Genomic DNA, 26,564 nt, shown 5'->3' with positions numbered 1-26,564 from the left:
ATTGGTGCTTTAGTAGTCACATAACGATTGCTCCATCCCGCTGCGCCACGATGTTTCGGCGCCAGCCCCGAGCCCGAACCAGGACCTGACGAGGGGCCATGCAGGAAGGAAATCGCTTGACCCCGGAACACCAGCCGGCCAGACCGACCTCCCGTCGGGAACTCCGTGAGGCATCGCGGGCCCAGGGCCGTGACCGGCGCCGCGCACCCGAGACCGGGGCCACGCTGCTCCCTGCCCAGGCCGTCGCCGAGACCGTCGGCGAGACCGTCGCCGTCCCCGCACGTCCCGCCGGCCGCCGCGAGCTGCGGGCCGCCGCCTCCCGGGCCCGGGCCCTGGGCCGCGTGCGGCGCTACCGTCGGTTCTCCCGCGCCGGGCTCGCCGTGGCCGTCGCCGTGCTCCTGCCGAGCGCCGCGCTGGGCGGGGTCGCCCTGGCCGCCGGCAACGACGTCACCCTCCAGCCGGGCGGTTCCTTCGTGAAGGACTCCGGCACCGACTTCTCCGAGGGCCAGGCGGGCATCACGTTCGCCCTGCCCGGTCGCCCCTCCGGCCAGAGCCTCTACCTGGGCGTCGAGCTGCGGCAGACCAAGAGCGGCCTGTACCGGGCCAAGGCCCGGGTGTACCCCGACGGCGCCCTCAGCGTCGACGTCGGCAAGGTCGTCGCGGGTCAGGAGTACTACCTCGGCTCCCAGCGGATCCCGGCCAAGGTGGCCGCGGGGGCCACCGCCGTGCACGTGCAGGGCGGGGTCTACGGGACGACGACCGCCACCGTGGGCGTGCGGGCGTGGGTCAACGGGGAGCAGGCCCCCGCCAACTGGCAGCTCGTGGTCAGCGACCCGGCGCCGGTCACCGGCAGCGGGTCCGTGCGCGGCTGGGCCTACCTGTCGAGCAGCGCCACCGCTCCGCTCCAGCTCGCCTACGGCGGCCTGGCCGGGGCGGCCACGGGTAACGGCGGCACCACCACCCCGACCGCCGGCCCGACGGCGTCCCCGAGCGCCGGCCCCACGCCGTCCGCCACGCCGAAGCCCCCCACCGGCGGCGGCAACGACACCGGCGGCACGGGTTCCGGCGGCAACGCCAGCGCCGGCATGGCCGCGGTGCTGGCCAAGGCCGGCGCCGCCGGCACGACCAACTACTCGATCCCGTCCGACGCGGTCTACGTGTCGCCCAAGGGCAGCAACGGCAACGCCGGCACCGCCGGCTCGCCGCTGCGGACCGTGGCGGCGGGCGTCGCCAAGGCGAGCAGCGGCGGCACGGTCGTCCTGCGCGGCGGCACGTACCGCGAGGCCGTGGGCAGCGTGAACAAGAAGCTGAGCATCCAGGCCTACCCGGGTGAGAAGCCGGTGCTGAGCGGCGCCGACGTCGAGGACGACTGGTCGAAGTCGGGCGACTACTGGGTCTCCGGCTGGACGTCGTCGTTCTCCCAGACCCAGTTCCGCGGCGAGGAGACCCCCTCGGGCACGGCCGCCGGCCGCGTCGAGCAGGTGTTCCGCGACGGCCAGGCGCTGAAGCAGGTCCTGAACAAGTCGGAGCTGAAGGGCGCGAAGTTCTGGCTCGACCCGTCGTCCATGCACGTGTACGTCGCGCAGGACCCGGGCAACGCGACCATGGAGATCAGCACGCGGACCCGGGGGATGACCCTGGAGGCCGGGGCCGCCGGGTCGAAGATCCTGGGCCTGCGGTTCACCGCCTACGCGGCGCCGCACCTCGACAACAGCGGCGGTCTGTACGTCAGCGCGGCCCGCTCGGTGATCGAGAACAGCACCTTCGACCACAGCTCCGGCGCCGGTCTGAAGATCGCCGCGGGCGACCTGACGGTCAACCGGATCACGGTGCGGGACAACGCGGCCGAGGGCATGCAGGGCAACCGCAACGACGGTTCGGTGGTCAAGAACAGCCTGTTCCAGGGCAACAACACCGACGACTTCAAGGTCTGGCAGTGCGGCGGCTCGTGCACGGTGGCGGGCTTCAAGACGGCCCACACCGACGACCTCGAGGTCTACGACAACGCCTTCGTGGACAACAACTCCAACGGCTTCTGGTGCGACCTGGGCTGCACGAACGTGAAGATCACGGGTAACGCCATCACCGGCAGCTACGACGGGATCTTCTACGAGGTGTCGTCGAAGGGCACGATCACCGGCAACTACGTGGAGAAGAGCGACAAGGGCATCCGGGTCTCCGGGTCCGACCACGTCACGATCAGCGGCAACAAGCTGGTCAACAACAACTGGCAGCTGACGGTGTACGACGACCGGCGGTCCTCCTCGACCGACAGCTACAGCTCGGGTCTCGGCTTGAGCTGGAACACGACCGACCTGGTGATCAAGGACAACACGATCGTCGGCGGCGCGGACACCACGAAGCTGCTGGAGAACAACGCGACGGCGCAGGTCACGGCCAAGCAGATGTTCAAGACGCTCAGCGGCAACTCGTACTCCGGCGACCAGACGATGATGTGGTGCCCGTCGGACAACAAGTGCTCGACCTACGGCTCGGTGCAGGCCTGGAAGTCCGCCTCGGGTCTGGGTTTCTAGCCACCAGTTTCGTGATCATGGAAACTTCTAGAGTAGAAGTTTCCATGATCACGAACTTCAGGAAGGGCTACGCGACGCTCCTGGACGACGCCCCGCGGGTGCCGCCGTCCTCGCCGGTCCGGTCGTCGGGGCGACGGGCCGGCAACCCGGCCAGCCGCAGGCACAACGCCTCGTAGCCGGCCGCGACCTCGTCCCAGCGGTACAGCTTGCCCACGCGCTCGCGGCCGAGCTGCCCGCGCACGACGGCGGCCTCGGGGTCGGCCTCGACGGCCTCCAGCTCGGCGGCCAGCCGGTCGGGGGAGTCGAAGAACGTCCCCGCCTCGCCGAGCACCTCACGGTTGAAGTTCACGTCCCACGCCGTGGTGGGGGCGCCCCCGCCCATGGCCCGCAGCAGGGACGGGTTCGTCCCGCCGACGGAGTGGCCGTGCAGGTAGGTGGCGGCCCCGGAGTAGAGCGAGTTCAGCAGGTTCTGGTCCCAGACGCCGCCGACCATCCGGATGCGCGGGTCGGTCGCGGCCAGCTCGTGCACCGCGCGCTCGTGCTCGCTGGGGTAGGGCACGGACCCGACGACGACCAGCGGCAGGGTGGCCCGGCTGCGCCGGTACCCCTCGACGATCAGGTCGACGTGGTTCTCCGGCTCCATCCGGGCGACCACCAGGTGGTACCCGCCGGGCGTGAGGTCGAGCTCCTGCAGCAGCTGCGGGTCGGCGTCCGGGAGCAGCGGGGCGCCGTAGGTGAGCAGGGTGCTCGGGGCGTCGTACGTCTCACGGTAGTAGTCCTGGATGCCGACGGCGTCGGCGATCAGCTCGTCGGCCCAGCGCACGGCCAGCCGCTCGTTGACCTTGTAGTAGCGCTGCCCGGTCGGGCCCCACTTGGCCCGGCGCCACTCCAGCCCGTCGACGTGCACGGCGACCGGGATGCGGGCGGCCCGGATGAACGGCAGCAGGGGGGCGTTGGCGGCGTTGAAGACGAGCGCGGCGTCGACCCGGTGACGCAGCAGGTGGGCGACGGACAGTGCGGTGTGACTGAGCGTCTCCATGACGGGGTGGGCCAGGGCGGGCTTGCGGACCCGGCGCATGCCCAGGTACTCGGGGGAGCGGTCCTCGCCGCGGCAGTACACGACGACCTCGTGGCCCTGCTTGACCAGGCGGAGGCCGACCTCCTCGACGGCGGTCTCGAACCCGCCGTACCGGGCCGGGACGCCCCGCGTGCCGATCATCGCAATGCGCACAGATCCTCTTCTCCGCTCAGCGCTCCGTGCCCGCTCAGTGCCCCGTCCCCCAATCGCGCCACAAGCCGCTCATTGTTACAGAACGATGGCCGACGGGATGAACGTATCCCGTATCGCCAGATATATACCTTTCATGCCACCACTCTGTGTAACAGGAGTCTCACGAGCAGTCTGTTGACCCGCGAGCTGCCGCCGTTCTCCTATCGGTGCCCGTCGCGCTCGGGTTGAGGCCCCTTGTGATCCGGCCCACGCGCGCGAGGCTGAATCGGGCTCCGGGCGTGCCTACCCTGGTCGGGATGGCCCCCTGCCTGGGGGCTGCGCGACCCGGGCGCGACCCGGGCTCGACGCGAGGTGTCCGTAGGAGGAATGGCCCGATGAGTGAGCGTCCGACGTCCGTGATCGTTGCCGGGGCCCGTACCCCGATGGGCCGGTTGCTGGGCTCCCTGAAGGGCTTCTCCGCGGCCGACCTCGGTGGCGTGGCCATCCAGGGCGCGGTGGCCAAGGCCGGCATCTCCGCCGACACCGTGCAGTACGTGATCATGGGTCACGTGATCCAGGCCGGCGCCGGGCAGAACGCCGCCCGCACCGCGGCGATCAAGGGCGGCATCCCGACCAGCGTCCCGGCGACCACCCTGAACAAGGTCTGCCTGTCGGGCCTCAACGCCATCGCCCTGGCCGACCAGCTCATCCGCGCCGGCGAGTACGACGTGATCGTGGCCGGCGGCATGGAGTCCATGACCCAGGCCCCGCACCTGCTGAAGGGGTCCCGCGAGGGCACCAAGTACGGCAGCACCAAGCTCGTCGACTCGATGGAGTACGACGGTCTCTGGGACCAGGCCACCGACCAGGCCATGGGCGGGCTGACCGACGACATCAACGCCGCCGACGGCAAGTTCACCCGCGAGGAGCAGGACGCGTTCGCCGCCCGCTCGCACCAGAACGCGGCCGCCGCGCAGAAGAACGGCATCTTCGACGACGAGATCGTCCCGGTCTCCATCCCGCAGCGGAAGGGCGACCCCATCGAGTTCTCGGTCGACGAGGGCGTCCGGGGCGACACCACCGTGGAGACCCTGGCCCGGCTGCGGCCCGCCTTCCACAAGGACGGCACCATCACCGCCGGGACCGCCTCGCAGATCTCCGACGGCGCCGCCGCCGTGGTCGTGATGAGCAAGGCCAAGGCCGAGGAGCTGGGCCTCACCTGGCTGGCCGAGATCGGTGCGCACGGCCAGGTCGCCGGCCCCGACTCCAGCCTCCAGCTGCAACCGGCCAACGCCATCAAGGCCGCGGTCGCCAAGGAGGGCATCGCCGTCGAGGACCTGAAGGTCGTCGAGATCAACGAGGCGTTCGCCGCCGTCGGCCTGGCCTCCACCAAGGCCCTGGGCATCGACCCGGAGATCGTGAACGTCAACGGCGGCGCCATCGCCACCGGCCACCCGCTGGGCATGTCCGGCGCCCGCGTCGTCCTGCACCTGGCGCTGGAGCTGAAGCGCCGCGGCGGCGGGGTCGGGGCCGCGGCCCTGTGCGGCGGCGGCGGCCAGGGCGACGCCCTGATCGTGCGCGTCCCCTGACCTCCCAGTTCGTGATCAAGGAAAGTTCTAGTGGCCCACCTCGGGGGCGGCCGACCGTGAGTCGCCCGTGGCCACAAGAACTTTCCTTGATCACGAACGTAGGGTGAGGGTATGAGTCCGGTCCGCCAGGTCGACGTCGACGCCCTGCTCGAGGACGTCGTCGGCGACCACCCGGGCCGGCGCGCCCGGGCGGTGGGTCGCCTCATCTCCCTCGTGGACGACGAGCACCCCGCCCTGCGCGAGGTGATGGCCGCGCTCGTCCCGGTCACCGCCCGCCGCGCCCAGGGGGCCACGGTTGTCGGGCTCACCGGACCGCCCGGGGTCGGCAAGTCCACCACGACCGCCGCCCTCATCGCCGCCTTCCGCGAGAAGGGAAGCACGGTAGGGGTTCTCGCGGTCGACCCGTCGTCCCCGTTTTCCGGCGGGGCCCTGCTCGGTGACCGGATCCGGATGGAGGACCACGCCACCGACCCGGGCGTCTTCATCCGCTCGATGGCCAGCCGTGGGCATCTCGGCGGCCTCTCGGCGGCCACCCCCCAGGCGTTGCGCGTCCTCGACGCGGCGGGCTTCGACGTCGTCCTGATCGAGACCGTCGGGGTCGGGCAGAGCGAGGTCGAGGTGGCCGGCCTGGCCGACACCACGACCGTGCTGCTGGCCCCCGGCATGGGCGACGGCATCCAGGCCGCGAAGGCGGGCATCCTCGAGATCGGCGACGTCTTCGTCGTCAACAAGGCCGACCGCGACGGGGCCCAGGCCACGGCGCGCGACCTGCGGCACATGATCACGCTGGGGGAGCGCCGTCAGGCCGGCGACTGGCGCCCGCCGGTCGTGCTCGCCTCGGCGCACTCGGGGAAGGGCGTGGACGAGTTCGTCGAGGCCCTGGCGAAACACGACGGTTGGTTGCGCAGCACCGGGCAGCTCGAGGTGCGCCGGAAGCGGCGCGCGTCGGCCGAGATCGAGGCGCTGGCGTTGAACCGGTTGAAGGCGCGACTGGAGGCCCGGCGCGGCCCGGGGGAGGACGATCTGGAGGGCCTGGCCGGGCGGGTCGTGGCCGGCGGACTCGACCCCTACGGGGCCGCCGACCGGCTGGTCGACTCGCTCCTGGAAGCCTGACTCAGGCGTCGAGACCCTCGGCCCTCAGGGCGGCGACGAGCTTCTTGGCCAGTGCCTTGTGCCCGCTGGTCGTGGGCAGCACGCCGTCGGGGCCGATCTGCGCGTCGGTCAACCAGTCGGTCGTGCTCACGTAGGTCGCCCCGGCCGCGTCGGCCGCCTTCTGCACCGCGGTGCGCACCGCGACGATCTGCTGGGTGGGCGTCGCGTTGTTCCAGAACGGTTCCAGGACGACGAGTTTCGCGTCGGAGAACTGCTTAGTGACGGCTTCCAGGTAGTCGGTGGCCGCGGCCTGCACCCCGGCCTTGCCGGAGTCCGCCCGACCGCCGCTGACCACCACGACGTCGGGCGTGTACTTCTTGTCGGCCTTCAGCCGGTCGCCGTACGTCTTGCTCTGCGTGCCGTTGCTCTGCACGCCCGCCGTCACGTACCCGCTGGAGGCCTGGGCGTCGTAGTAGCAGGTCCACTTCAGCGTCGTGCAGGCCCGGCTCGCGAACGAGTTGGGCTTGCTCCCGGTGCCGGAACCGACCGTGTAGGCGTCCCCGACGAACAGTGCCACCGTGGGGTCGACGGTGGGGGTGGGACTGGCCGCGGTCGTGGCCGGCGCGCTGTAGAGGACGCCGTCGGCGGCCGGCGGGGGTTTGACACCGTGCGTGGCGACGAACGCCACGAACCCCAGGCAGCCCACGACCACCACCCAGAAGGCGGTCCACCGCGCTGCCGACGACATGGGGGACAGGGTGCCACAAGCCGGGTCCGTCGCTGACCGGAATCCCGGTCAGACAGACAGACTCAGCCGCGCTCGCTCCACGACGCCTCGGAGCCGGACGGCGTGTTCTGCCCGGGCGGGACCACCGGGCCGTTGATCGGACGGGACAGGTCGGCGGGCCAGGCGTTGGACGGCGTCGCGGGCCGGGTGGCGCCCTGCGGCATCCGCGGGGTGGCGGCGGCCCCGGCCCCGTGCGCATGCCGGGTGCCGTTGGCCTGCTCCTGGCTGGTGTAGCCGTACCCGTAGCCGTACCCCTCGTACCCGCTGCCGCGCTTCATCGGGGCGAAGTTGATCACGGTGCCGAGCACCTTGGCGTTGACGATGTGCAGGGCCTGCAGCGTGCGCTGCAGGTTGTCGCGGGTCGTCTTGCCGTGCCGGGTGACGATCAGGGCGCCGTCGGCCATGGCGGCCAGCAGTGCGCCGTCCGTGACCGGCAGCACGGGCGGGGCGTCGATGACGACGTACTCGAACTTGTCGCTCAGCACCGTCACGATCTTGCGCATCTGCGCCGAGTCGAGCAGCTCGGACGGGTTCGGCGGCGTGGGCCCCGACGGCAGGACGGCGAGCTTGCCCTTCATGAACGGGACCAGCACCTCCTGCAGCCCGTACTGCCCGGCCAGCACGTTGGTCAGCCCGACCGCGCTGCTGATGCCCAGGTAGCTGGACAGCGTCGGCTTGCGCAGGTCGCCGCCGATCAGCACCGTCGTGGCCCCGTTCAGGGCCAGCGTCAGGGCCAGGTTGCACGACGTGGTGCTCTTGCCCTCGCCGGGCAGCGACGACGTCACCACGACCACGCGCGGTGGGTGGTCGACGTTGGTGAACTGCAGGTTCGTGCGCAGCGACCGGTAGGCCTCGGCCCGTCCGCTCTGGTCGTTGGCGTCGACCAGCGGTTGGGCCGACGTGGTCTTGTCGAACGGCATGATGCCCAGTGGCACCGCACCGGTGATGGCCTCGATGTCGGTGACCGACTTCAGCGTCGTGTTCAGCTGGTCGCGCAGGAACGCGGAACCGAGCCCGATCGCCAGCCCGAGGATCAGCCCGGCGGCCAGGTTGAGCGGCACGTTCGGCGACACGGGGCTGGTCGGCACGTCGGCCAGCTGGAACGGCGTCACCACGACCGGCGACGTCTGGCCGTTGACCTTCTCGACCTTGTCGACGTACGTGGGCAGCAGCTTGGCGACCTGGTCGGCGATCTGCTTGGCCCGCTGCGGGCTGGCGTCGCCCGCCGTGATCAGGATGACGTTCGTGTCGACCGGCGTCTTGACCGTGATCTCCGACCGCAGCTGCCCGATCGTGTAGTCGAGCTGCAGGTCGGAGTTGACCTGCTTCAGCAGGTCGCTGATGGTGGCCATCTCGCCGTAGGTCTTGACCCGCTGGGTGACGAACGTGCTGTTCGAGCTGAGCGTGCTGCCCTCGGTGCTGACCACGTTGACGTAGACCTGCGACGTGGCGCTGTACTGCGGGGTGCGGGTGAACGTGTAGGCCGCGGCCGCCGCCATCACCAGAGCGGTCAGAAGCACGGCGATGTGCCATTGCCTCTTGAACGAGGTGAGGTACTGGGTCAGGGTCACGTGTTCCCCTCGATGCGACGCGACGGTCACGACCGCTCTGATGCAGGTCGAAAGGCGATGGTAGCCCGTGCGGTGATCCGCGTGCCGGGTTGCACGGACTGAGGCGGGCTCAGGCCGCCCTGAGTACCTGGACGACGGGTCGCTGGCCGGCCGCCACCGCCGGGTCCGCGGCCCGCATCAGGGTGTCCAGCAACCCGGTGATCAGCAGCCGCCGCCCGCTGACCAGCGTGCTCGCGGCCACCCCGGTGAACCGGGCGTCGCCGGTGGCGAGCGGCCCCGCGTCGGCCGCGACCGTCGTCCGGTCGACGACCTGGGCGGCGCGCACCGTCAGCCGCGTGCACGGCCCGGCCGCCGTCTCACAGATCGTCCACAGGTGGTCGACGCTCACGGTGGCGCCGGTCCCGCCCAGCATCAGCCGCAGGCTCTCGGCCGCGGCCGCCAGCTGCCGGACCCCCTCGTCGTAGGTCAGGTCCGACGCCCGGGCGGCGTCGGCGTAGGCGGCCAGGTCGGCGGCCAGGGTGTGCACGCGGTCGGGGGTCGGGGTGCCGCTGGTGCCGTTGAGCACGGACAGGCGCAGGGGCCGGGCCGTGTCGGCCAGCCGGCCGAGGCCGTCGGCCTGGTGGTCCAGCAGCCCGAGCCGGTTGGCCCGGGTGGTCCAGCGGGACGCCGTCCAGCTCGGTCCGCGGGTGGCCTCGGCCAGGGGGTCGGCCTGGGCGATCAGGGTGTCGAGCGCCGCGACGAAGGGGCCCGGGCGCAGCGGGTACGCCTGGGCGGCGACCGACTCGGCGGCTGCCGTCGCCGCGGCCGCGGCGGTCTCGGCCCGGGTCGCCGCGGCGCCGGAGCGGACGGTCGCGGTGACCAGCAGCCCCACCACCAGGACGATGCTCAGCACGCCGGCGAGCACCGGGAGCGGTGACTGCTCGTCGCGGGGCGACTCGGGGCGGAACGGCCGGGGCAGGCGGGGCAGGGCGGGGAGCCGGAACCGCGACGGCCGGGCGGGGTGGGCCGGAAGCAGGTCGGAGGCCGGGCGCGGGAGGACCGGCCCCTGCGCCGGTTCGCTCAGCTCGGCCCGCGCGGGCGCCTCGGGGACCACCACGTCGGCCTCGCCGGTGCGCTGATCGGGAAGGTCTACGGGCGTGGGCTGACCGCGATCCTCCCCGGTGGCCGTCTCCTGGCGAGGGATGGCGCCGGCACCGGTGTCGGCCGTCGTCCCGGGGTCACTCATGCCGCCCACCTTACTGAGAGTGGTCGGTCTATTACTCAAGACGCACACGTTAGGGTGACCCTCGTGCTCGTCGCCTTCTCCGTCGCCCCGCAAGGCAGCGGTGACTCGGTTGCGGAGGCGGTCGCTCGCGCGGTGACCGTGGTCCGCGACAGCGGCCTGCCGAACCGCACCGACGCCATGTTCACCACCCTCGAGGGTGAGTGGGAGGAGTGCCTGGACGTCGTCCGCCGGGCCTGCGAGGCGGCGGGCGAGGGTGCCACCCGGGTCTCGCTCGTGCTGAAGGCCGACATCCGTCCCGGCCGCACCGGCGAACTCGACGCCAAGGTCGAACGCCTCGAGCGGGCCATCCAGGGGCAGGCCGAGGGGCAGGCGTCGTGAGCGAACCCTCGATGTTCGAGCCCGACCCGCGGCAGGACCGGAGGGACCCCGACGAGGCGCCGGCGCCCGTGACCCCGGTGAACCCGTACGCCCAGACCCCCGACGGCAAGCGCCGCCTGCTCGGCCGGGGCAAGTCGCCGGAGAAGCCCACCCTGCCCGGCCCCATGCCGCCGCCTGCGCAGCCCATGACCAGGCGCGACGCCCGGGCCCTGCGCGAGACCGGCCACATCCCGGTCGCCCCCGCCGAGCGGTCGCCCGTGACCCGGTCCCAGCCCCAGGCTCCGCCGAGCCGGTCCCAGGACCCGTACGGTCCGGCGTCCGGCCCCTTCTCCCTGCCGATCACCGTGCCCGGCGCCGGTGCCGATCGCGCTGCCCGGCCCGAGGTGGACCCGTTCGCCCCGCCCACCGCGCAGCAGCCGCCGGTCGCCGCCCGGGTCAAGCCCGCGGTCGCCCCGGGGTCGTCCGACCCGGTCACCCGTGAGCAGCCGATCGTCCGCCGCGCCGCGCCGCCGACCCGGTCCGAGCCGGCGCTCGACCGCCGGTTCGGGGACCGCGAGGCCGACGAGCGGGCGGCGCGGATGGGCGAGGAGCTGGCCGCCCAGCGCGCGGCGCTGGAGGCGGCCCGCCGTCCCCGGCAGAACCGGAACCGGCCGGACCGCCGGCCGAGCGCTGAGCTGGCCCGGCGTCGTCCCGGCCCGATCCTCGCCGCCCTGGCCGTGGTCCTGATCGGCTTCGGCGTCGTCGTGCTCGGCGGTCTGCGGGCCACCACGCTGGCGCCGCCGCCCTCGGTCACCGCGAAGCTCAGCAACAGCTCGCAGGTCCCGGTCATCACCTCGGCCGTCGGGCTGCTCGGCCTGGACGGCCCGCGGGCCCGGATCACCGTGCGGGCCGCAGCCGCGACCGACACCGTGTTCCTCGGCATCGGCCGGGCCTCCGACGTCGAGGCCTACCTCGGCGAAGGCAGCCGGCTGGAGATGGTCGGCCGCAACGAGCAGAACCAGCTGCTGACCCGGCGGCACGGCGACCGGGCGAGGCTGACCGACCCCGACGACGCCGACGTCTGGGCGGTGAAGGTCCGGGTGAAGGGGGCCGCCACCCTGGCCTGGCCGCAGACCGAGGGCCAGTGGGTCGTGGTGACCGCGTCCGACGGCACGAAGCCCGCCCCGGCCGACGTGACCATCACCTGGTCCGGCCGCGAGGCGGAGACCGTCGCGCCGGTGCTGATCGCGGTCGGTGTGCTGCTCATGGTCGCGGGCGGGGTGACCCTCGTGATGCTCTCGTCGCGCTCGCAGCTCGACCGTGCCGACGGCCCGGGCGCCGCGGGGTACGGCGCCGGACGCACCGGCGGCCGGGACGGGGCACGGCTGTGAGGCGCCGATTCGTCGCGGTCGCCGCGGCCGCGGCCCTGGTCGCGCTGGCCGGGTGCTCGGCCGACGGGCACGTGGTGGACGACGAGACGCCCCTGGAGACCGCCGCCCACCCGGTGGTGGGGCTCAGCCAGGCCGCGACGGTGCTGAGCGCGGTCGACGCGGGCCTCGTGCGCAACCGCGGGGTGACCACGGTCAAGAAGGCCGACGACCGGGTGATCGGCCCGTACCGCGACATTGCGCTGGCCGACAACCGCGTCGCCGCCAAGCTCAAGCGCAAGGCCCCGAGCGCCGGAACCTTCACCCCCGTCAGGCTTCTCGTGCCGTTGGGGGCCGGCTGGCCGCGGTACTTCGTGGCGGTCGGCGAGGTGTCGGGCGAGTCCACCCCGAGCCTGCGGGTGCTGCGGTCCACGTCGGCGCGCGACCCGTACGGCCTGTGGGCCCAGGCCAGCATGCTGCCCGGCGCGACGCTGCCGCAGGTCGCGTCGCCGTCGACCGGGGCCACCGCGCTGCCCGCCGACGCGACGTCCGGCCTGGCGATGTCGCCGGCCAAGGCGCTCTCCGGGTACGCGGCCTACCTGAACTCGCGCGGCGGCACCGCCGGGTTCAAGCGCAGCTCGTACTCGGACCAGGTGATCGGCGGTTACGTCTCGACCCGCAAGCGGCTGTCGAAGGTGGCCACCGTGACCTCGCGGCACCGGGCGATGAGCGGCGCCCCGGTCGCGATCCGGACCACCGACGGCGGGGCCGTGGTGATCGGCGAGCTCGAGCAGACGTACACGTTGAAGACGAAGAACAACCGGGCGGTGCAGCTCACGGACAAGCAGCTGCAGGCGCTGGCCGGTGGGAAGAAAGCGTTCGGCAAGACGTTCACCCGTACGTCGGTGGAGGTGATCGTGCTCTACGTCCCGCGCAGCGGTGACGTCACGGTCGTCGCCGCCCAGAAGGGTGACGTCAAGGCCGTGGCCAAGTAGTAGGCCGGACAGTGAAGGAACGACGATGAGCAACCCGACCCGGGGCAGGATGCCTGCCGGACCGGCCCTGAACATGCGCGGCGTGGTGGACCTCGGTTCGCTGGCCCGCCCCGCGACCCCGCCCGCCCGCCCGGCGGGCGCCGCCGGCGGGGGTGCCGCGAGCGGTGCCGCCGGTGGCGACGGCGCGAACCCGTTCGTCATCGACGTCTCCGACGCCACGTTCCCGACCGACGTGATCGACGTGTCCATGACCGTCCCGGTCGTGCTGGACTTCTGGGCCGACTGGTGCGGCCCGTGCAAGCAGCTGTCACCGGTGCTGGAGAAGCTGGCCGCCGAGCTCGGCGGGCGCATTCTGCTGGCCAAGGTCGACTCCGACGCCAACCCCCAGCTGTCGCAGGCGTTCCAGATCCAGTCCATCCCGAGCGTGTTCGCGGTCGTGAAGGGCCAGCCGATCCCCATGTTCACGGGCGCGCAGCCCGAACCGGCGATCCGGCAGGTGCTCGACGAGCTGCTGCGGGTGGCCGAGGCGAACGGCGTGACCGGACGGGTCCCGGGCGTCGCGCCCGAGGGGGCCGCCGACGCCGCGGAGCCGGTCGAGGAGGAGCTGCCGCCCCTGCACCAGGCCGCCTACGACGCGATCGAGGCCGACGACCTGGACGGGGCGATCGCCGCCTACCAGCAGGCGTTGCGGGAGAGCCCGGCCGACGAGCTGGCCCGCGTCGGCCTGGCTCAGGTGCAGCTCATGAAGCGGACCGCCGGTGCCGACCTGGACGCGGCCCGTGCCGCCGCCGCGCAGAACCCGAAGGACGCCGACGCGCAGATCCTGGTGGCCGACCTCGACGTCCTGGGCGGCCACGTCGAGGACGCCTTCGCCCGCCTGATCGACACCGTGCGGGTCGTGTTCGGCGACGAGCGCGAGAAGGTCCGCAAGCACCTGGTCGAACTGTTCGAGGTCGTCGGCACGAGCGACCCGCGGGTGATCAAGGCCCGCCCGGCCCTGGCCAGCGCCCTCTTCTGACCAGTCCGCTAGCGGCCCGGAGGGCGCAGCTTCGGGGTGAACCGCTTGAAGTGGGACGGCGACCGCTTGCCCTCCGTGCCGCTCTCCACCGTCGCGTCGGCGCCGGGGAGGTCGGCGGTGAGGTCGATCAGTCCACCGAAGGCGCTCTCACCTAACGGCTTTCCGTCCTCGTCGCGCGGCGGGCCGGTCCAGATCGGGTCCTCGTCCTGCGGCCAGGCGCCCGGCTCGGGCGGGGTCAGCAGGTCCTGCAGGGTCGGGAACGTGCGGGCCGGCAGCCGGTCGATCTCGTTGAACGTCACCGTGGCGCGCGGTTCGGGGAACCGCGGGATCTCGGGCAGCGCCGGGGCCGGCCGGGGCGCAGCAGCCGGCGTGGGCTCGTCCCCGTCGACGGCCTCGTCGACGGCCACAGGCTCGTCGCGGTCCGTCACCGGGCCCGAGTCCTCGTCGAGAGGCTCCTCATCCTCACCGGCGACCTCGTCGACGAGCTCGCGGGCCACCTCGTGCAGACCCCGCCGCTGGACGCGGGCCCGGGCCATCAGCACCTCGTGCGCGTGTTCGGCCGAGCAGCCGCGTTGGGCCATCAGCACCCCGGCAGCCTGCTCGATCACGGCTCGGTCGCCGAGAATCCTTCGCAGCCGCTCGTTCTCGACCTGCAGCCGGCCGGTGGAGCCGGCGTCGTCGCCCTGGTAGAAGGCGAGCGCCACCTCCTGCTCGAGCTCGGCCCCCCGGGTGGTGAGGGTGCGCACGAGCTGCTGGACCGAAGCCATCAGGGACTCGACGCGGGCCATCTGATCGGGATTCACCGGGACCGCCATGCCGTACATCCTGCCGCACGGTGATAGCACTGTGTACCCGTAGTACGACTTTCCGTAGTTAAGTCACGCTCAAGTACACAGCAGTAGCCACACCCGCCGCGTACGACTCACGACCCTCCGTCGCGGGCCAGGCTCAGCTGTCCGCGAAGAAGGCCGCGCCCAACGGCGGCACCCGCAGGGTCGCGGAGGCGGGCATGCCGTGCCAGCCCTCGTCACCGGCCTCGACGGCGCCGAGGTTGCCCACCCCCGAGCCGCCGTACGCCTGGGCGTCGGTGTTCAGCACCTCACGCCAGGTGCCCGCGTGCGGCATCCCGACCCGGTAGCCCTCGATCGGCCCCCCGCTGAAGTTGATCACCGCGACCACGTGCCCGCCCGCGCCGTCCCGCCGCACGAACGAGAAGACGTTCGACGCCGAGTCGTTCGCGTCGATCCACTCGAAGCCGGCCGGGTCGTTGTCCAGCCGCCACAGGGCCGGGTGCGACGTGTAGACGTGGTTCAGGTCGCGCACGAGCTGCTGCAGCCCGGCGTGCCACGGAGTCTCCTCCAGCCACCAGTCCAGCGAGCGCTGCTCCGACCACTCCGCCTCCTGGCCGAGCTCGGCGCCCATGAAGAGCAGCTGCTTGCCGGGGTGGCTCCACATGAAGGCCAGGAACGCCCGCACGTTGGCCAGCTGCTGCCAGCGGTCGCCGGGCATCTTGCGCAGCAGCGACCCCTTGCCGTGCACGACCTCGTCGTGGCTGATCGGCAGCATGAAGTTCTCGGTGTAGGCGTACATCAGCGAGAACGTCATCTGGTGGTGGTGGTACTGCCGGTGGATCGGGTCCTTCGACACGTAGCCGAGGGAGTCGTGCATCCAGCCCATGTTCCACTTCAACCCGAACCCGAGGCCGCCCAGGTGCGTGGGCCGGGTGACGCCGGGCCATGCGGTCGACTCCTCGGCGATCGTCACGATCCCCGGGACCCGCTTGTAGGCGGTGGCGTTGACCTCCTGCAGGAACGCGACGGCCTCCAGGTTCTCCCGCCCGCCGTAGCGGTTGGGGGTCCACTCGCCCTCCTTGCGGGAGTAGTCCAGGTAGAGCATCGAGGCCACCGCATCGACCCGCAGGCCGTCGATGTGGAACTCCTCCAGCCAGTACAGCGCGTTGGCGACCAGGAAGTTGCGGACCTCGGAGCGGCCGAAGTCGAAGATCAGCGTGCCCCACTCGGGGTGCTCGCCGCGGTGCGGGTCGGCCGACTCGTACAGCGGCGCCCCGTCGAACTGGGCCAGGGCCCAGGCGTCCTTCGGGAAGTGCGCCGGCACCCAGTCCATGATCACGCCGATGCCGGCCGCGTGCAGCGCGTCGACGAGGAAGCGGAAGTCGTCGGGGTGCCCGAACCGCGAGGTCGGCGCGTAGTACGAGGTCACCTGGTAGCCCCACGAGCCGCCGAACGGGTGCTCGGCCACGGGCAGGAACTCGACGTGCGTGAACCCCAGCGCCTTGACGTACCCGACGAGCTGGTCGGCCAGTTCGCGGTACGACAACCCCTGCCGCCACGACCCGAGGTGCACCTCGTAGACGCTCATCGGCCCGGTGTGCGGGTCGTTCGCGGCCCGCGCGGCCAGCCACTCGCCGTCCTGCCACTCGTACTGCGAGGTGACCACGACCGACGCGGTCGACGGCGGGATCTCCGTGCCGAAGGCCATCGGGTCGGCCTTCTGCCGCCACTGCCCGTCCCGGCCGAGGATCTCGAACTTGTACCGGGTGCCCGCACCGAGGCCCGGCACGAACAGCTCCCACACGCCGGAGCCGCCCAGGCTGCGCAGCGTGTGCCCGCGCCCGTCCCAGTCGTTCGCGTCGCTGACCAGGCGCACGGCCTGCGCGTTGGGGGCCCAGACCGCGAACGACGTCCCGTGCACCTCGCCGAGCCCGCCGCCCGGGTACGTGCGCACGTGCGCGCCCAGCACGGTCCACAGCTGCTCGTGCCGGCCCTCGCCGATCAGGTGCAGGTCGACCTCGCCGAGCGAGGGCAGGAAGCGGTAGGGGTCGTCGACCGTCGACGTGCCGACGTCGGCGTACTCGACGTCGAGCCGGTAGTCGGCGACCGACGGCTGGGAGAGCACCCCGACCCAGACGCCGTCCTGCTCGTGGGTGAGCGGGTGCAGCGAGCCGTCCTCGAGGCGGACCTGCACGGACGACGCCAGCGGGCGGAACGTCCGGACCGTCACCCCGCCGTCGTGCGGGTGGGCGCCCAGCACGCCGTGCGGGTCGTGGTGCGCGCCCCCCGCCACGGCGGCCAGGACCGCCGGATCGACGGGGAACCGGGCGGGGCCGTCGGTCTCGGGCAGGCTGTCGTGGGTCTGCGACTGTGCCATCTGGGCAGTTTGGCACGCATCCCGGTTCATGCACCTGTGCTCGTCGGCGTCCGTGATCAACTTGAGCTACCCGCAGGGCGCCTCGTACGGGGTGCCCGGTGCGTACTGCGCCCACTCGGTGCTGGACAGGGGCGTGCCGGCGGAGGCGCAGACCGTGCGCGCCACCGCGTCGGCGTCGGTCGGCCAGGTCGTGACCCGGCCGTCGAGGCCGCCCGCCGACAGGTACGCGCCGTCGGGCGAGAACCCGATCGAGAACACGGACGACGGCCCGCCCGTGAGCGTCGCGCGGGCCACCGCCCGCGCGGGTCGGGTCACGTCCCACCACCACACCGTGCCGTCGTTGCTGCCCGCCGCGAGGGTGTGCCCGTCGGGGGAGTAGGCCAGGGCGTAGACGATGTTGGTGGGGCCGCTCAGCGGCTTCCCGAGCGGGCGCACGTGTGCGGGGTCCGAGACGTCCCACTGGTGCACGACGCGGTCGTACCCAGCGGCCGCCAGGGTGCGCCCGTCGGGCGAGAACTGCACGGACACGACGGTCGTCGTCGGCCCGGGCAGCGCGTCGGAGAGCAGCTTCGGGTGGCCCGGGTCCTGCACGTCCCACAGCCGGACCACACCGTTCAACCCGCACACCGCCAGCAGCCGGCCGTCGCGGCTGAACGCCGCGCCCAGCGCGCCCCCGTTCACCGCGGGGCCCGCCACCGAGTACTGCACCGGGTGCTCGACGTCCGTCAGGTTCCACAGCCGGACGACGCCGTCGTCGCCGACCTGCACCAGCACCTTCCCGTCGGGCCGGAACGCGAGCCACTCGACCAGGCTGGTCCCGTCCAGGCTCGGCAGGGGCACCAGCTGGTCGAGCAGCCCGGCGGCTTCGCCGGTGTCGTACAGCCGCACCCCGCCGCCGTCGTTGCCGCTGGCCAGGACCCGGCCGTCCGGCCGCCAGGCGATCGCCCCGGTGAACCGGCGGGCCGGGTCGGGGTCGGACTGCGCGGCGACGAGCGGCCAGGGCCGGCGCGGGTCGGACACGTCCCAGATCCCCACCTGGTTGCGGCCTCCGGCGGCCAGCCGCGGCGCGCCGGCCGGTCCGACGGCGTCGGGGAGGCCCGCCGTCCACGCGGTGCCGAACACCGTCTGGGACAGCCCGGCCGGGGAGGGGGTGGGCACGTCCCAGACCCGGGCCACGCCGTCGGTGCTCGCGCTGACCAGCGTCCGGTCGTCCGCGAACGCCACGGCGGTGACCGGGCTGGGCAGGGTCAGGGTGCCGAACGGCGCGGCCCCACCCTCGAACGTCGTGTTCCAGAGCCAGATCTTGCTGTCGGAACCGGCCGCGGCCAAGAGCGGGCCGTGCCCGCGCGGACCGTTCGGGTCGTACGGGCTGTAGGCCGCGCCGTTCACCCAGGTCGCCGGCCCGTCCAGCGGTTTCCCCTCCGAGTCGGCTCGGGCGTCATGCATCGTCCAGCGCACCACCTTCCCCCCGCGAGTGGTGGCCGCCACGTGCCGGGCGTCGGGGCTGACGGCCAGGCCCAGCACCGCGTCGAAGTCACCGGACAACCGGCGCGGCGGGCCGAAACGCTCTGCGGTGACGGGGTTCTCGGGCTGCACCGGCCACCGGAACACGGCTCCCGAGGCCGCGCCCGAGGCGTCGGCCGGCAGCGCGTACCCGGCGAACAGGCCGTAGCCGCCGGGCGAGAACGCCACGGCGTGCACTTCGCCTTCAGCTGCGCTGAGCCGGTGCCGCCCCTCGTCCAGGTCGCCGGTCGCGCCGCCGGCGCTCGGTCCGTCTGTCGCCCTCCGGGCGAACCCGGCCGACGACCACACGTTCACCCCGCCGCCGCTGTCGCCCGCCGCAAGGAAGGCGCCCTTGACGTCCCAGGCCAGGGCGAAGACGGTCGGCGCCGGGGCGTCGGCGGCCGCGCCGTCCGGCTTCGGCACCCGCAGGGTCACGCGGGTTCGGGGCCGGTCGGGGTCGCCCATGTCCCACAGCTGCACCGTTCCACCGCTGCCGGCCACGGCCAGCCAGCGCGCGTCGGGGGAGAAGGCGGCCGCGTAGCGCACGCCCTCGGGGTCGCCCGACGGCAGGGGGGTCACGCCGAGCACCCGGCGGTCGTCGTCCAGGTGCCACAGCCGGCCCGAGCCCTTCTCGCCGAACCCGGCGACCAGCAGGCCCCCGTCGTCCAGCCGGTGCACGGCGAGCCCCTGCATCGCCACCTGGTCACCGACCAGGCGGGTGCTGCGCGGCTGCGCCGCGCTGTCGAGCAGCTGCGAATACGCCTGCCGGGTGGGCGATATCCGGTACGCGGCCAGCGACAGCAGCGACGCCAGCGTGCCGTCGCTGCCTCCGACCTGGCGCGCCTCCAGTGCCAGCTGACGGGAGAGCGCGGCGTCGCGTTCGACGGCCGTGGTGTCGCGCAGGTGGAAGGCGTACCCGGCCAGGGCGCTCGTCGCCACGAGCGTGACGGCGAGGGCGATGGCCAGCCGGCGCAGCCGCAGCGTGCCTCGCCGGGCCACGCGGGCCTCGGAGTCGCGCCGGGCCACCGACGCGTCGACGAAGTCGCGTTCGAGCCGGGTCGGCGTGCGTTCCTCGACCAGGGCCGCGGCGAGTTCGAGGCGCCCGCCGCGGGCCAACAGTTCCGGGTCGCGCCCCGCGCGCTCCCATTCCTGCGCAGCCTCGGTCAGCACCCGCTGCTGGCGCAGCCCGTCGCGGTCGGCGGCGATCCAGCCGGCCAGCCGCGGCCACTCGGAGACCAGCGCCTCGTGGGCCAGTTCCAGCGTGCCGTCGCCCGCGGTGACCAGCCGGGCCGTGACGAACCGCTCGCGCACGGCGGCGGGGCCCTCGTCGTCGCCGAGCTGGTCCAGCTCGCTCAGTGCGGCCCGGCGGCGGGTCGCCGCCCCCTCCTCGGGGACCGTGACGAGCCGCAGGAACATCCGCCGGGCGATCTCGCGGTGCTCCTCGTCGAGGGCGTCGAACACCTCGTCGGCGGTCACCGCGATCGCGTGCGTGACGCCACCCACCGCGCGGTAGTGCTCGAGCCGCTGGTCGCCGTGGCCCGAGCGCGACCACATGGCCAGCAGCGCGTGCGACAGCAGCGGCAGCGCGGCCGGCTCGGGCGGCAGGTCCCGGACGAGCACCTCCAGCAGGGCCGGCTCGACCTCGACGCCGGCCTTGGTGGCCGGACCGAGCACGGCCCGGCGCAGCTGCGCCTCGGTCATCGGCCCGACCACGAGCTGCCCGGCCTGCGCGGCGCGCTGCAACCAGGGATACGCCAGGACCCGGGCGTAGAAGTCGGCCCGCAACCCGAGCACCACCGGGCCGTCCACGGTCTCGAGCCGGGCCAGGAACGCCTGCCGCTCCTCCTCGTCGGTGGTGAGGGTGAACAGCTCCTCGAACTGGTCGACCACCAGCACCCGGGCGCCGGGTCCCAGGGCGCGCTCGAGGTTCTCCAGGGGGTGCTCGCCGGGCGTCAGCAGGGCGAACGGGACGCCGTCGGCGCGCAGCTGTGCGACCAGCCCGGCCCGCAGCACCGAGGACTTCCCGGCCCCCGAGACGCCGACCACCACGGTCACGCCCCCGGCGTCGACCCGTCCGCGCAGCTGCGCCACGAGATCCTCGCGGCCGAAGAACCACTCGGCGTCGTCGGGCTCGTACGCGGCCAGCCCGCGGTAGGGGCCCACGAGGTCCGCGGACGACGGGCGCGGGCCCGGAGCCCGGCGCACCCGGCGCAGCGCCTCGACCCATTCCTCCTGCTCGGCGGGTTCGGTGACCTCCAGCGCCACGAGCAGCGCGCGGAACGCCTCGGGCATCGTCAACGGGGGCACGTGCCGGCCGCTGAACCAGCCGCCCAGGGTGCTCGTGGCGATCCCGCTGCGGCGGGCCACCTCCCGCACCGACAGCCCGCCGGTCTCGCGCAGGTCGGTCAGCCGGGCCGCGAACTCGGTGCGGCTGACGATCGTGCGGGCCGAACCCCGCCGGCCCTGCTCGTTCGGTGTGCTCATCCCCGTGCCGCTCCCCGTTACTGATCGTGCGCTGACCACGCTAGCTGTACGGGGTTGTTCGAGTATCAACTTTCGCCGCGGAAGCCCTGTCACCTGCGTCGCACGTGACCGAAGATGTTCGGCTCATGGCGACGGGGGATCCGGAGGGCGCACGCGTGGACACGGTGGTGGCCGTGGTGGAGGCCGACCCGTCCGTCCGGGACCGGCTGGCGGCCGGCCTGGTCGCCGCCGGCCTCGCGGTGCCCGTGGCCGTCGCCGACTGGCGCCTGCTGTCCGGCCACCCGCACCACCCGCCGGCGGCCGTCGTCCTGTCGGTGTCGTCGCTGCACGGAGCCCACCCGGCGGAGTCGATCGGGGCGTTGCGGGCCGCGGGCAGCCGGGTCGTCGTGCGGACGGTCTCGGTCGAGGTGGCCCGGTTACGGGCCTGCCTGGCCGCGGGGGCTCACGCCTTCGTCACGACGGCCGACGACGCGGTCGTCGTCGCCGGCGCCGTGCAGGCCGCGCTGCGCGGCCGGCAGTACCTGTCGCCGCGGGTGGCCGCCGCCCTCCGGCTGGGCGGCGAGCCCGTCGTGCCCGCGCCGGCGCTGAGCCCGCAGGAGGCGCGGACGCTCTCGTTGTACGCCAGCGGGCTGCCCCTGAAGAACGTCGCGCGGGTGCTGGGCGTCAGCTACGAGACCGCCAAGTCCTACCTGGACCGCGTGCGCGACAAGTACGCCGCGATCGGCCGGCCCGCCGGGGCCAAGGCCCAGTTGAGGGCCCGGGCCCTGGAGGACGGGCACCTCACCGAGTGAGGGTCACCGGCGAGTGACGTCACCGACCCGCGATCACGGTGAGGCCGTGCTGCTCGACGGGCACGACGCTGCTCACCCGGGGGGTGCCGTCGTGCGCGCCGCCGTCGGTGGCCACCAACAGGTCGAGCACGGCGGGCACCGACCAGGTGGTCCGGCCACCGTCGGTGGTCAGCATCTCCGCCGCCGACATGCCCAGCACCACGATGTCGGGGTTCACCCGGTGACCCGCCGCGCCGACCGAACGGACGTCGCCGACGATGCCGTCCTGCAGCGTGAACCGGGTGCACCCGGAGCGGGTGCTGCGGCACACCGTCCAGGTGCGCGGTGCCTCGTCGCCCGCCATGGCCGGCAGCAGCGCGGCCGCCGTGGCGAGCTGCTCGAACGTCGTCCCCGCCGGCGTGGCCGAGGCCGCGGCGCCCGGGTAGGCGCCGACCTGCCGGGCCCGCTCGGTGGCGCTGGCGTACCGGTTCAGGTCGCGGGCCAGGGTGTCGAGCCGGTCCGGCGTCCCGGCGTCCGGGTCGCGGACCCGGCCCATGGATTCCCGCAGCGGGCCGGCGGCGGCGGCCAGCCAGGCGACGCCCTGCATCCGGTCGCCGGTCGCCGCCAGGTCGTCGCGGCGGGTGGTGGCGGCGGCCAGCGTCCACGCCGGGCCGCCGGTCTGCAGGCCCACCCGGTCCTGCGCCTGCACGAGCGCGCCGAGCCGCTCGACCATCCGGGTCGGGTCGAGCGGGCGCGAGGCGGTGTCGACGCCCGTGGCGGCCGCGGCCGCCAGGTCCAGCACCGGGACGACGGCGCGCTGCTGCCGGGCGGCGGCCCGGTCGGCCAGCGCCAGGCCGGAACCGCCCAGACCGCCGAGCACCAGGCAGACGAGCAGGGCGACGAGCAACCGGCGGCGTCCGGTCCGGCGCGGGGCCGGGGCCTCGGTGTCGCGCAGCCCCGCCGGCGGCTCGGTGAGGTCCACGACCCGCGATCCGCCCTGGACGGGCACGGGGACGACGCCCGGCCGCCGGTCCCGGGTCACCCCGGCGACCGGCTCGGTCTTGGTCTCCTGGTGCGTCTCCAGGTTCCGCATGGTCCACTGCTCGAGGGCGGGTGGTCCCGCCTGCCGGGCGGGCATGCCGACGATGCGGATCCCTGCCGGATTGGTCCGGGGGGTCGCCCCCGGCGTGCCGTTGTTGCCGCCGCGCTCCATGAGCGTCGAGACTACTTGCGGTGTCCGGATGGCCACGTTGTGTCGCAGGAATGGGCCGGGACGGCCGAGCCACGGCTCGGCTGAGCGGATGAGGGACAATGGTCCGAGGTTCCGCATCGGTGACGAGACAGGTGAAGGGTGGTGGCGATGAGTCCGCGGGTACTGCTGGTGTGCACGGCGAACATCTGCCGCTCGCCCGCCGCGGAGCTGCTGCTCGCCGCCCGGCTCTCGCCCGCGCTCGACTTCTTCAGCCGGGGGGTGCGGGCCATCCCGGGGGCACCGATGTGCGACGTCTCCGCCAACTGGGCCCTGATGCAGGGGGCCGGCTCGGGGCAGGACCACGTCTCCACGCAGCTCGAGGTCGCCGACATCCGGGCCGCCACCCTGATCCTCACCGCGGGGGAGCGGCACAAGGCGAAGGTGATCGGCATGCGCCCCTCGGCGCAGGTGCGCACCTACACGCTGCGCCAGGCCGCCCGCATCATCCAGTGGCGCACGGCCCAGGGCATGGTGCCGCCGCCGGTCAGCCTGCAGGATCGGCTGATGTGGCTGGCCGAGGAGCTCGACACCTACCGCGGCGTCGCCCCGCGTCCGGCCGCGGTCGCTCCCGCCCGCTCGGGCGGGTTCTTCAGCCGCTCGGCGCCGCCGCCCGCACCGTCCGACAGCCTGATGGACCCGCACGAGGGCGGTAAGCACCCCGAGGTGCTGCCGCAGCTGATCGAGACCATCGACGTCATCTGCGACACCCTGCTCGCGCGCTGAAAGAGCTACAGCGGGACGACGATCGGCGCGCGCGGGTGGCTCGCCTGCGGTCCCACCCCGGTCACCACGTGCGGCGTGATCACCAGCCGGGTCGGGTGCCCGACCGGCCCGACCACCTCCAGGTCGAGGTAGTGCTGGTGGAACGGCGGCGCGTCCGCACTGAAGAACTCCGACACCTTCTCCTGGATCACGCCCTGCGGCTGGTCGGTGGAGGGGAACACGAACCGCACCCGGTTGCGCAGCCGGGACGGCAGCTGCTCGACCACCGCGTCGACCCCCGTCCGCCGCCACCGGACGCCGAGCGCGGCCTGCTCGACGGTCAGGAGCGGTTCGTCGTCGGCCCGGTCCAGGGTGTCCCGGTGCGCGCGGTGGTCGAGGGCCAGGGACAGCCCGCCCAGGAAGACCAGGTACCCGACGCTCAGCGTGACCACCGACAGCGCCACGACGACGCCCGCGATCACCAGCCCCTGCACCAGCCACCAGCGCCACAGCGACAGCCCGGCCACCGCGACGACCGCCAGGACCGCCGTGGACGCCGGCCGGTACCCCGAGGGCCACCGGCGGCGCAGCGCGTCCACGCCGAACGTCCCGCCCACGACCCCCGCGGCCAGCCAGCCCGCGACCAGGCCGGCCATCGCGAACGACCGCGCCCCGGCGTCCCACGACCCCCCGAAGTGCCCGAACGCCCAGGTGAGCGCGGCGAGGGTCGCCGGGACGGCCAACGCCACCGTGGTCAGGGCGATCCGGCGCGGCAGGCGTCCGGCCACCGCCCACAGGGTCGCCACCAGCACGACGGCGTCGAGGACGACGCCGGTCACCGCCCCGACGGGCCGCCATTCGCCGCCCGGGGTCGGGGTGTGCGCCGCGGACAGCACGAACAGCGCGGCGGCCAGCTGACCGACCAGCGCCACGTTCAGCGACACCGAACGCCACCAGTGCCGACGCCGAAGCGCCACGCCGACGACAGCCGTGACGACCAGCAGCCCCGCCGCGTGCGTCAGCAGAGCCAGGTGCGTCTCGTCGGTGATCTGCCAGGCGGCAACGAACCCGACGGCCACCAGCAGCACCCCCATCAGGGCCGGCGTCCAGCTCCAGTCGTTCGCGCCCGGCTCCCGCCACCAGCCGCTGCGCCGCTGCAGGTACGACACGGCCCCGGTGAAGAGGGTGATCAGCACCCACAGCTGCAGGTAGCGGCCCGCCGATTCGGCGGCCATCACGAGACCCGCTGCGACGGCGACGAATCCGGCCAGTGCGTAGCCGGCGGCGACGCTCGCCCGGTAGGCGTGCACCTGCCGCCGTACCCGGCGCTCGCGGCTGCGGCTGTCGGGGGCGCCGATCGACAGGTGCAGCTGGACGGCCAACAGCAGCACCCCGCCGCCCAGGACGCAGGCCTCGGTGAACGAGCTCGCCCAGAGGGCCCGCCACCCGGCGGCCAGGGCGCCCCCGAGGCCGAACATCAGCAGCGACCGCATGTAGCGCCAGGTCTTCGGCAGGACCTGCTCGGTGAAGTGGGCCAGCGACTCCGCCGCGTCCGGGACCATCCGGTGCGGGAAGTCGGCCTCGGCGACCGGCACGGCCAGCGGCTCGTCGGGGTCACCCCACGCCTCGTGGCCCGAGGGCAGCGGGCCCAGCCGGCGGACGGCGGGGGCGGCCATCGCCGCGGAGTCGAACCGAGGCGGCCGCTCGATCTCCGCCGGGCCCGGCGGGCCGCCGCGTTCCGAGTTCGACGCGACGATGTCGGCGAAGTTGTGGGCGCGTTCCTCGCGCACGTGGGCGGCCGAGGCGATCGGGTGGGTGGCGCTGATGTACGCGCCGCCACCGCCCGAGACCAGGTAGACGATGGGGCGCGCGCCCGGCACCGGGGTCACCGTGTAGTGCTGGAAGTTGTGGATGTCGCCGCCGATCGCGGCCACGTACCGGAAGTCCGGTTCGGCCACGACGGCGTTCACCGTGCGGTAGGCGTCCGAGTCCGAGGCCGACTCGAACCGGCACTCCTTCCACTCGCCGTTGACCAGCAGCGGGTAGCCCGTCAGCAGCACCTTGGGCCGGTCCAGGGCCGAGACCTCCAGCAGCCAGCGGGCCTGCGCGGCGTCGATCATCGAGACCCCGCCGCCCAGCCCGATGCCGCCGTCGATGCAGACCAGCAGCAGACCGTCGACCTCGATCGCGAAATACGGCCCGGGCTGCCGGGTCTCGGGCGTCGCGGGGCGCATCATCGCGTCCCGCAGTTGCTGCGGCGTGTACCGCGTGTCGTCGTCCTTGTGCAGCCGGGCGGGCTGCGGCCGGCTGGGCCGGCGCCACAGGAGGCGGCCGATCCGCTCGCGGGCGCCGGTGCCGCCGGCGGGGTAGGCGGACGGCGGGAGCGCGGGGACGTCGCAGAAGGTCGCCATGAAGCCGGTCAGGCCGTCGTACCAGTCGTGGTTGCCGGGCAGGCCGTACAGGCGTTGCGGCTCGGGGGTGGGCCGGGTGCCCGGGTCCTGCAGCAGCGGTTCGTAGGGCAGGTAGAAGCCGTGCACGTAGTCGTTCAGGTCGCCGGAGGGGTAGATGACGTCGCTGCAGATCACGGCGAAGTCGGCCACGTCCGGCACCACGCCGGTCAGGGCGTCGCCCACCACGTACTGCGAGGCGTCCTGCTCGCCGGTGTCGCCCATCACCACGAACCGCCGGGTGCCGCGCCGGTCGATCACCAGCGGCCCGCGCGCGGTCGGGGCCGGACCGTGCTGCTCCACCGTGCGCTCCAGCCACGCCGCCCGCAGTTCGGGGACGAGGCTCGGGGTCAGCGCGTTGACCCGGTCGTTCAGCGAGTCGATCAGCGGGCGCAGGGCCAGCCAGGACAGCGACTCCCACTTCGGGTTGTCCCGTTGTGCCAGTCGCGCGACGGCCCGCCCCCAGGTCATGAGCAGACTCTAGGCCCGAATT

At 73.5% G+C, this 26,564-nt stretch carries 18 protein-coding genes; 9 read left to right on the top strand and 9 right to left on the bottom strand.

Going from position 1 to position 26,564, the window contains the following annotated elements:
• The first annotated feature begins 116 nt into the window (after positions 1-116).
• Entirely contained in the window at positions 117-2,534 is a 2,418-nt protein-coding gene (locus ACIB24_RS21300) for a right-handed parallel beta-helix repeat-containing protein (protein ID WP_398284215.1), read from the top strand.
• 67 nt (positions 2,535-2,601) lie between these two features.
• Here ACIB24_RS21300 and ACIB24_RS21295 read toward each other — a convergent pair whose 3' ends face one another.
• Positions 2,602-3,753 carry a DUF1972 domain-containing protein gene (locus tag ACIB24_RS21295; RefSeq protein ID WP_398284296.1) on the bottom strand — a complete coding sequence of 384 codons (1,152 nt, stop codon included), beginning with the start codon at positions 3,751-3,753 and terminating at the stop codon, positions 2,602-2,604.
• Between the two features lie 386 nt (positions 3,754-4,139).
• Here ACIB24_RS21295 and ACIB24_RS21290 point away from each other — a divergent pair, with 386 nt between their 5' ends.
• Complete coding sequence (locus ACIB24_RS21290) at positions 4,140-5,333, top strand: acetyl-CoA C-acetyltransferase (protein ID WP_398284214.1); 1,194 nt, start codon at positions 4,140-4,142, stop codon at positions 5,331-5,333.
• Positions 5,334-5,444: 111 nt separating this feature from the next.
• Entirely contained in the window at positions 5,445-6,446 is a 1,002-nt protein-coding gene (gene meaB / locus ACIB24_RS21285; RefSeq protein WP_398284213.1) for a methylmalonyl Co-A mutase-associated GTPase MeaB, read from the top strand.
• A 1-nt stretch (position 6,447) separates the two neighbouring features.
• On the opposite strand, the gene ACIB24_RS21280 is transcribed toward meaB, so the two are convergent.
• The 3 genes from ACIB24_RS21280 to ACIB24_RS21270 all read right to left on the bottom strand — a co-directional run bounded on the left by ACIB24_RS21280 (position 6,448) and on the right by ACIB24_RS21270 (position 10,008).
• Positions 6,448-7,173, bottom strand: a complete 726-nt coding sequence (locus ACIB24_RS21280; protein ID WP_398284212.1) for an SGNH/GDSL hydrolase family protein — start codon at positions 7,171-7,173, stop codon at positions 6,448-6,450.
• 62 nt (positions 7,174-7,235) lie between these two features.
• Positions 7,236-8,783 (bottom strand): polysaccharide biosynthesis tyrosine autokinase, encoded by a 1,548-nt coding sequence (locus tag ACIB24_RS21275; protein ID WP_398284211.1) that lies wholly within the window; start codon positions 8,781-8,783, stop codon positions 7,236-7,238.
• Between the two features lie 109 nt (positions 8,784-8,892).
• A complete protein-coding gene (locus tag ACIB24_RS21270; protein ID WP_398284210.1) occupies positions 8,893-10,008 on the bottom strand; it encodes a hypothetical protein in 1,116 nt (371 codons plus the stop codon).
• A gap of 63 nt (positions 10,009-10,071) precedes the next feature.
• Between ACIB24_RS21270 and ACIB24_RS21265 the strand changes: the two genes are divergently transcribed.
• Genes ACIB24_RS21265 through ACIB24_RS21250 form a run of 4 tightly spaced genes read left to right on the top strand, consistent with a single transcriptional unit; the run spans position 10,072 to position 13,745 of the window.
• Positions 10,072-10,386 (top strand): MTH1187 family thiamine-binding protein, encoded by a 315-nt coding sequence (locus ACIB24_RS21265; RefSeq protein WP_398284209.1) that lies wholly within the window; start codon positions 10,072-10,074, stop codon positions 10,384-10,386.
• Positions 10,383-11,756, top strand: a complete 1,374-nt coding sequence (locus ACIB24_RS21260) for a hypothetical protein (RefSeq protein WP_398284208.1) — start codon at positions 10,383-10,385, stop codon at positions 11,754-11,756. The genes ACIB24_RS21265 and ACIB24_RS21260 overlap by 4 nt, the downstream gene beginning before the upstream one ends.
• Positions 11,753-12,727 carry a hypothetical protein gene (locus tag ACIB24_RS21255; protein ID WP_398284207.1) on the top strand — a complete coding sequence of 325 codons (975 nt, stop codon included), beginning with the start codon at positions 11,753-11,755 and terminating at the stop codon, positions 12,725-12,727. Before ACIB24_RS21260 ends, ACIB24_RS21255 begins: the two co-directional genes overlap by 4 nt.
• Before the next feature lie 25 nt (positions 12,728-12,752).
• Positions 12,753-13,745, top strand: a complete 993-nt coding sequence (locus tag ACIB24_RS21250) for a tetratricopeptide repeat protein (RefSeq protein ID WP_398284206.1) — start codon at positions 12,753-12,755, stop codon at positions 13,743-13,745.
• Positions 13,746-13,753: 8 nt separating this feature from the next.
• Here the strand turns inward: ACIB24_RS21250 and ACIB24_RS21245 are convergent, their stop codons facing one another.
• The 3 genes from ACIB24_RS21245 to ACIB24_RS21235 form a co-directional block, all read right to left on the bottom strand.
• The gene (locus ACIB24_RS21245; RefSeq protein ID WP_398284205.1) at positions 13,754-14,560 is read right to left on the bottom strand and encodes an ANTAR domain-containing protein; all 807 of its coding nucleotides are present in this window, start codon (positions 14,558-14,560) and stop codon (positions 13,754-13,756) included.
• A 133-nt stretch (positions 14,561-14,693) separates the two neighbouring features.
• Positions 14,694-16,913 (bottom strand): 1,4-alpha-glucan branching protein GlgB, encoded by a 2,220-nt coding sequence (gene glgB / locus ACIB24_RS21240; protein WP_398284204.1) that lies wholly within the window; start codon positions 16,911-16,913, stop codon positions 14,694-14,696.
• A 66-nt stretch (positions 16,914-16,979) separates the two neighbouring features.
• Positions 16,980-20,900, bottom strand: a complete 3,921-nt coding sequence (locus tag ACIB24_RS21235; RefSeq protein WP_398284203.1) for an nSTAND1 domain-containing NTPase — start codon at positions 20,898-20,900, stop codon at positions 16,980-16,982.
• Between the two features lie 125 nt (positions 20,901-21,025).
• On the opposite strand from ACIB24_RS21235, the gene ACIB24_RS21230 reads away from it, so the two are divergent.
• Positions 21,026-21,691 (top strand): DNA-binding response regulator, encoded by a 666-nt coding sequence (locus ACIB24_RS21230; RefSeq protein ID WP_398284202.1) that lies wholly within the window; start codon positions 21,026-21,028, stop codon positions 21,689-21,691.
• A 19-nt stretch (positions 21,692-21,710) separates the two neighbouring features.
• Here the strand turns inward: ACIB24_RS21230 and ACIB24_RS21225 are convergent, their stop codons facing one another.
• Positions 21,711-22,883: a hypothetical protein gene (locus ACIB24_RS21225; protein ID WP_398284201.1), complete on the bottom strand. Its 1,173-nt coding sequence runs from the start codon at positions 22,881-22,883 to the stop codon at positions 21,711-21,713.
• A gap of 147 nt (positions 22,884-23,030) precedes the next feature.
• Between ACIB24_RS21225 and ACIB24_RS21220 the strand changes: the two genes are divergently transcribed.
• Positions 23,031-23,645: an arsenate reductase/protein-tyrosine-phosphatase family protein gene (locus tag ACIB24_RS21220; RefSeq protein WP_398284200.1), complete on the top strand. Its 615-nt coding sequence runs from the start codon at positions 23,031-23,033 to the stop codon at positions 23,643-23,645.
• A gap of 5 nt (positions 23,646-23,650) precedes the next feature.
• On the opposite strand, the gene ACIB24_RS21215 is transcribed toward ACIB24_RS21220, so the two are convergent.
• Complete coding sequence (locus tag ACIB24_RS21215; protein WP_398284199.1) at positions 23,651-26,542, bottom strand: hypothetical protein; 2,892 nt, start codon at positions 26,540-26,542, stop codon at positions 23,651-23,653.
• Positions 26,543-26,564 lie beyond the last annotated feature (22 nt).

Origin of the sequence: Spongisporangium articulatum (genome assembly GCF_044465595.1) — a bacterium.
Taxonomy (GTDB): domain Bacteria; phylum Actinomycetota; class Actinomycetes; order Actinomycetales; family Kineosporiaceae; genus Spongisporangium; species Spongisporangium articulatum.
The sequence above is the reverse complement of the archived record's forward strand: the minus strand, read 5'-3'. Positions and strand labels throughout refer to the sequence as shown.

Excerpts from the sequence above, each read along its gene's own strand:
- glgB (WP_398284204.1), bottom strand. The coding sequence starts at position 16,913 with ATGGCACAGTCGCAGACCCACGACAGCCTGCCCGAGACCGACGGCCCC.
- ACIB24_RS21215 (WP_398284199.1), bottom strand. The coding sequence starts at position 26,542 with ATGACCTGGGGGCGGGCCGTCGCGCGACTGGCACAACGGGACAACCCG.
- ACIB24_RS21250 (WP_398284206.1), top strand. The coding sequence starts at position 12,753 with ATGAGCAACCCGACCCGGGGCAGGATGCCTGCCGGACCGGCCCTGAAC.
- ACIB24_RS21280 (WP_398284212.1), bottom strand. The coding sequence starts at position 7,173 with ATGTCGTCGGCAGCGCGGTGGACCGCCTTCTGGGTGGTGGTCGTGGGC.
- ACIB24_RS21235 (WP_398284203.1), bottom strand. The coding sequence starts at position 20,900 with ATGAGCACACCGAACGAGCAGGGCCGGCGGGGTTCGGCCCGCACGATC.
- ACIB24_RS21230 (WP_398284202.1), top strand. The coding sequence starts at position 21,026 with ATGGCGACGGGGGATCCGGAGGGCGCACGCGTGGACACGGTGGTGGCC.
- ACIB24_RS21245 (WP_398284205.1), bottom strand. The coding sequence starts at position 14,560 with ATGGCGGTCCCGGTGAATCCCGATCAGATGGCCCGCGTCGAGTCCCTG.
- ACIB24_RS21225 (WP_398284201.1), bottom strand. The coding sequence starts at position 22,883 with ATGGAGCGCGGCGGCAACAACGGCACGCCGGGGGCGACCCCCCGGACC.
- ACIB24_RS21270 (WP_398284210.1), bottom strand. The coding sequence starts at position 10,008 with ATGAGTGACCCCGGGACGACGGCCGACACCGGTGCCGGCGCCATCCCT.
- ACIB24_RS21290 (WP_398284214.1), top strand. The coding sequence starts at position 4,140 with ATGAGTGAGCGTCCGACGTCCGTGATCGTTGCCGGGGCCCGTACCCCG.
- meaB (WP_398284213.1), top strand. The coding sequence starts at position 5,445 with ATGAGTCCGGTCCGCCAGGTCGACGTCGACGCCCTGCTCGAGGACGTC.
- ACIB24_RS21295 (WP_398284296.1), bottom strand. The coding sequence starts at position 3,753 with ATGATCGGCACGCGGGGCGTCCCGGCCCGGTACGGCGGGTTCGAGACC.
- ACIB24_RS21220 (WP_398284200.1), top strand. The coding sequence starts at position 23,031 with ATGAGTCCGCGGGTACTGCTGGTGTGCACGGCGAACATCTGCCGCTCG.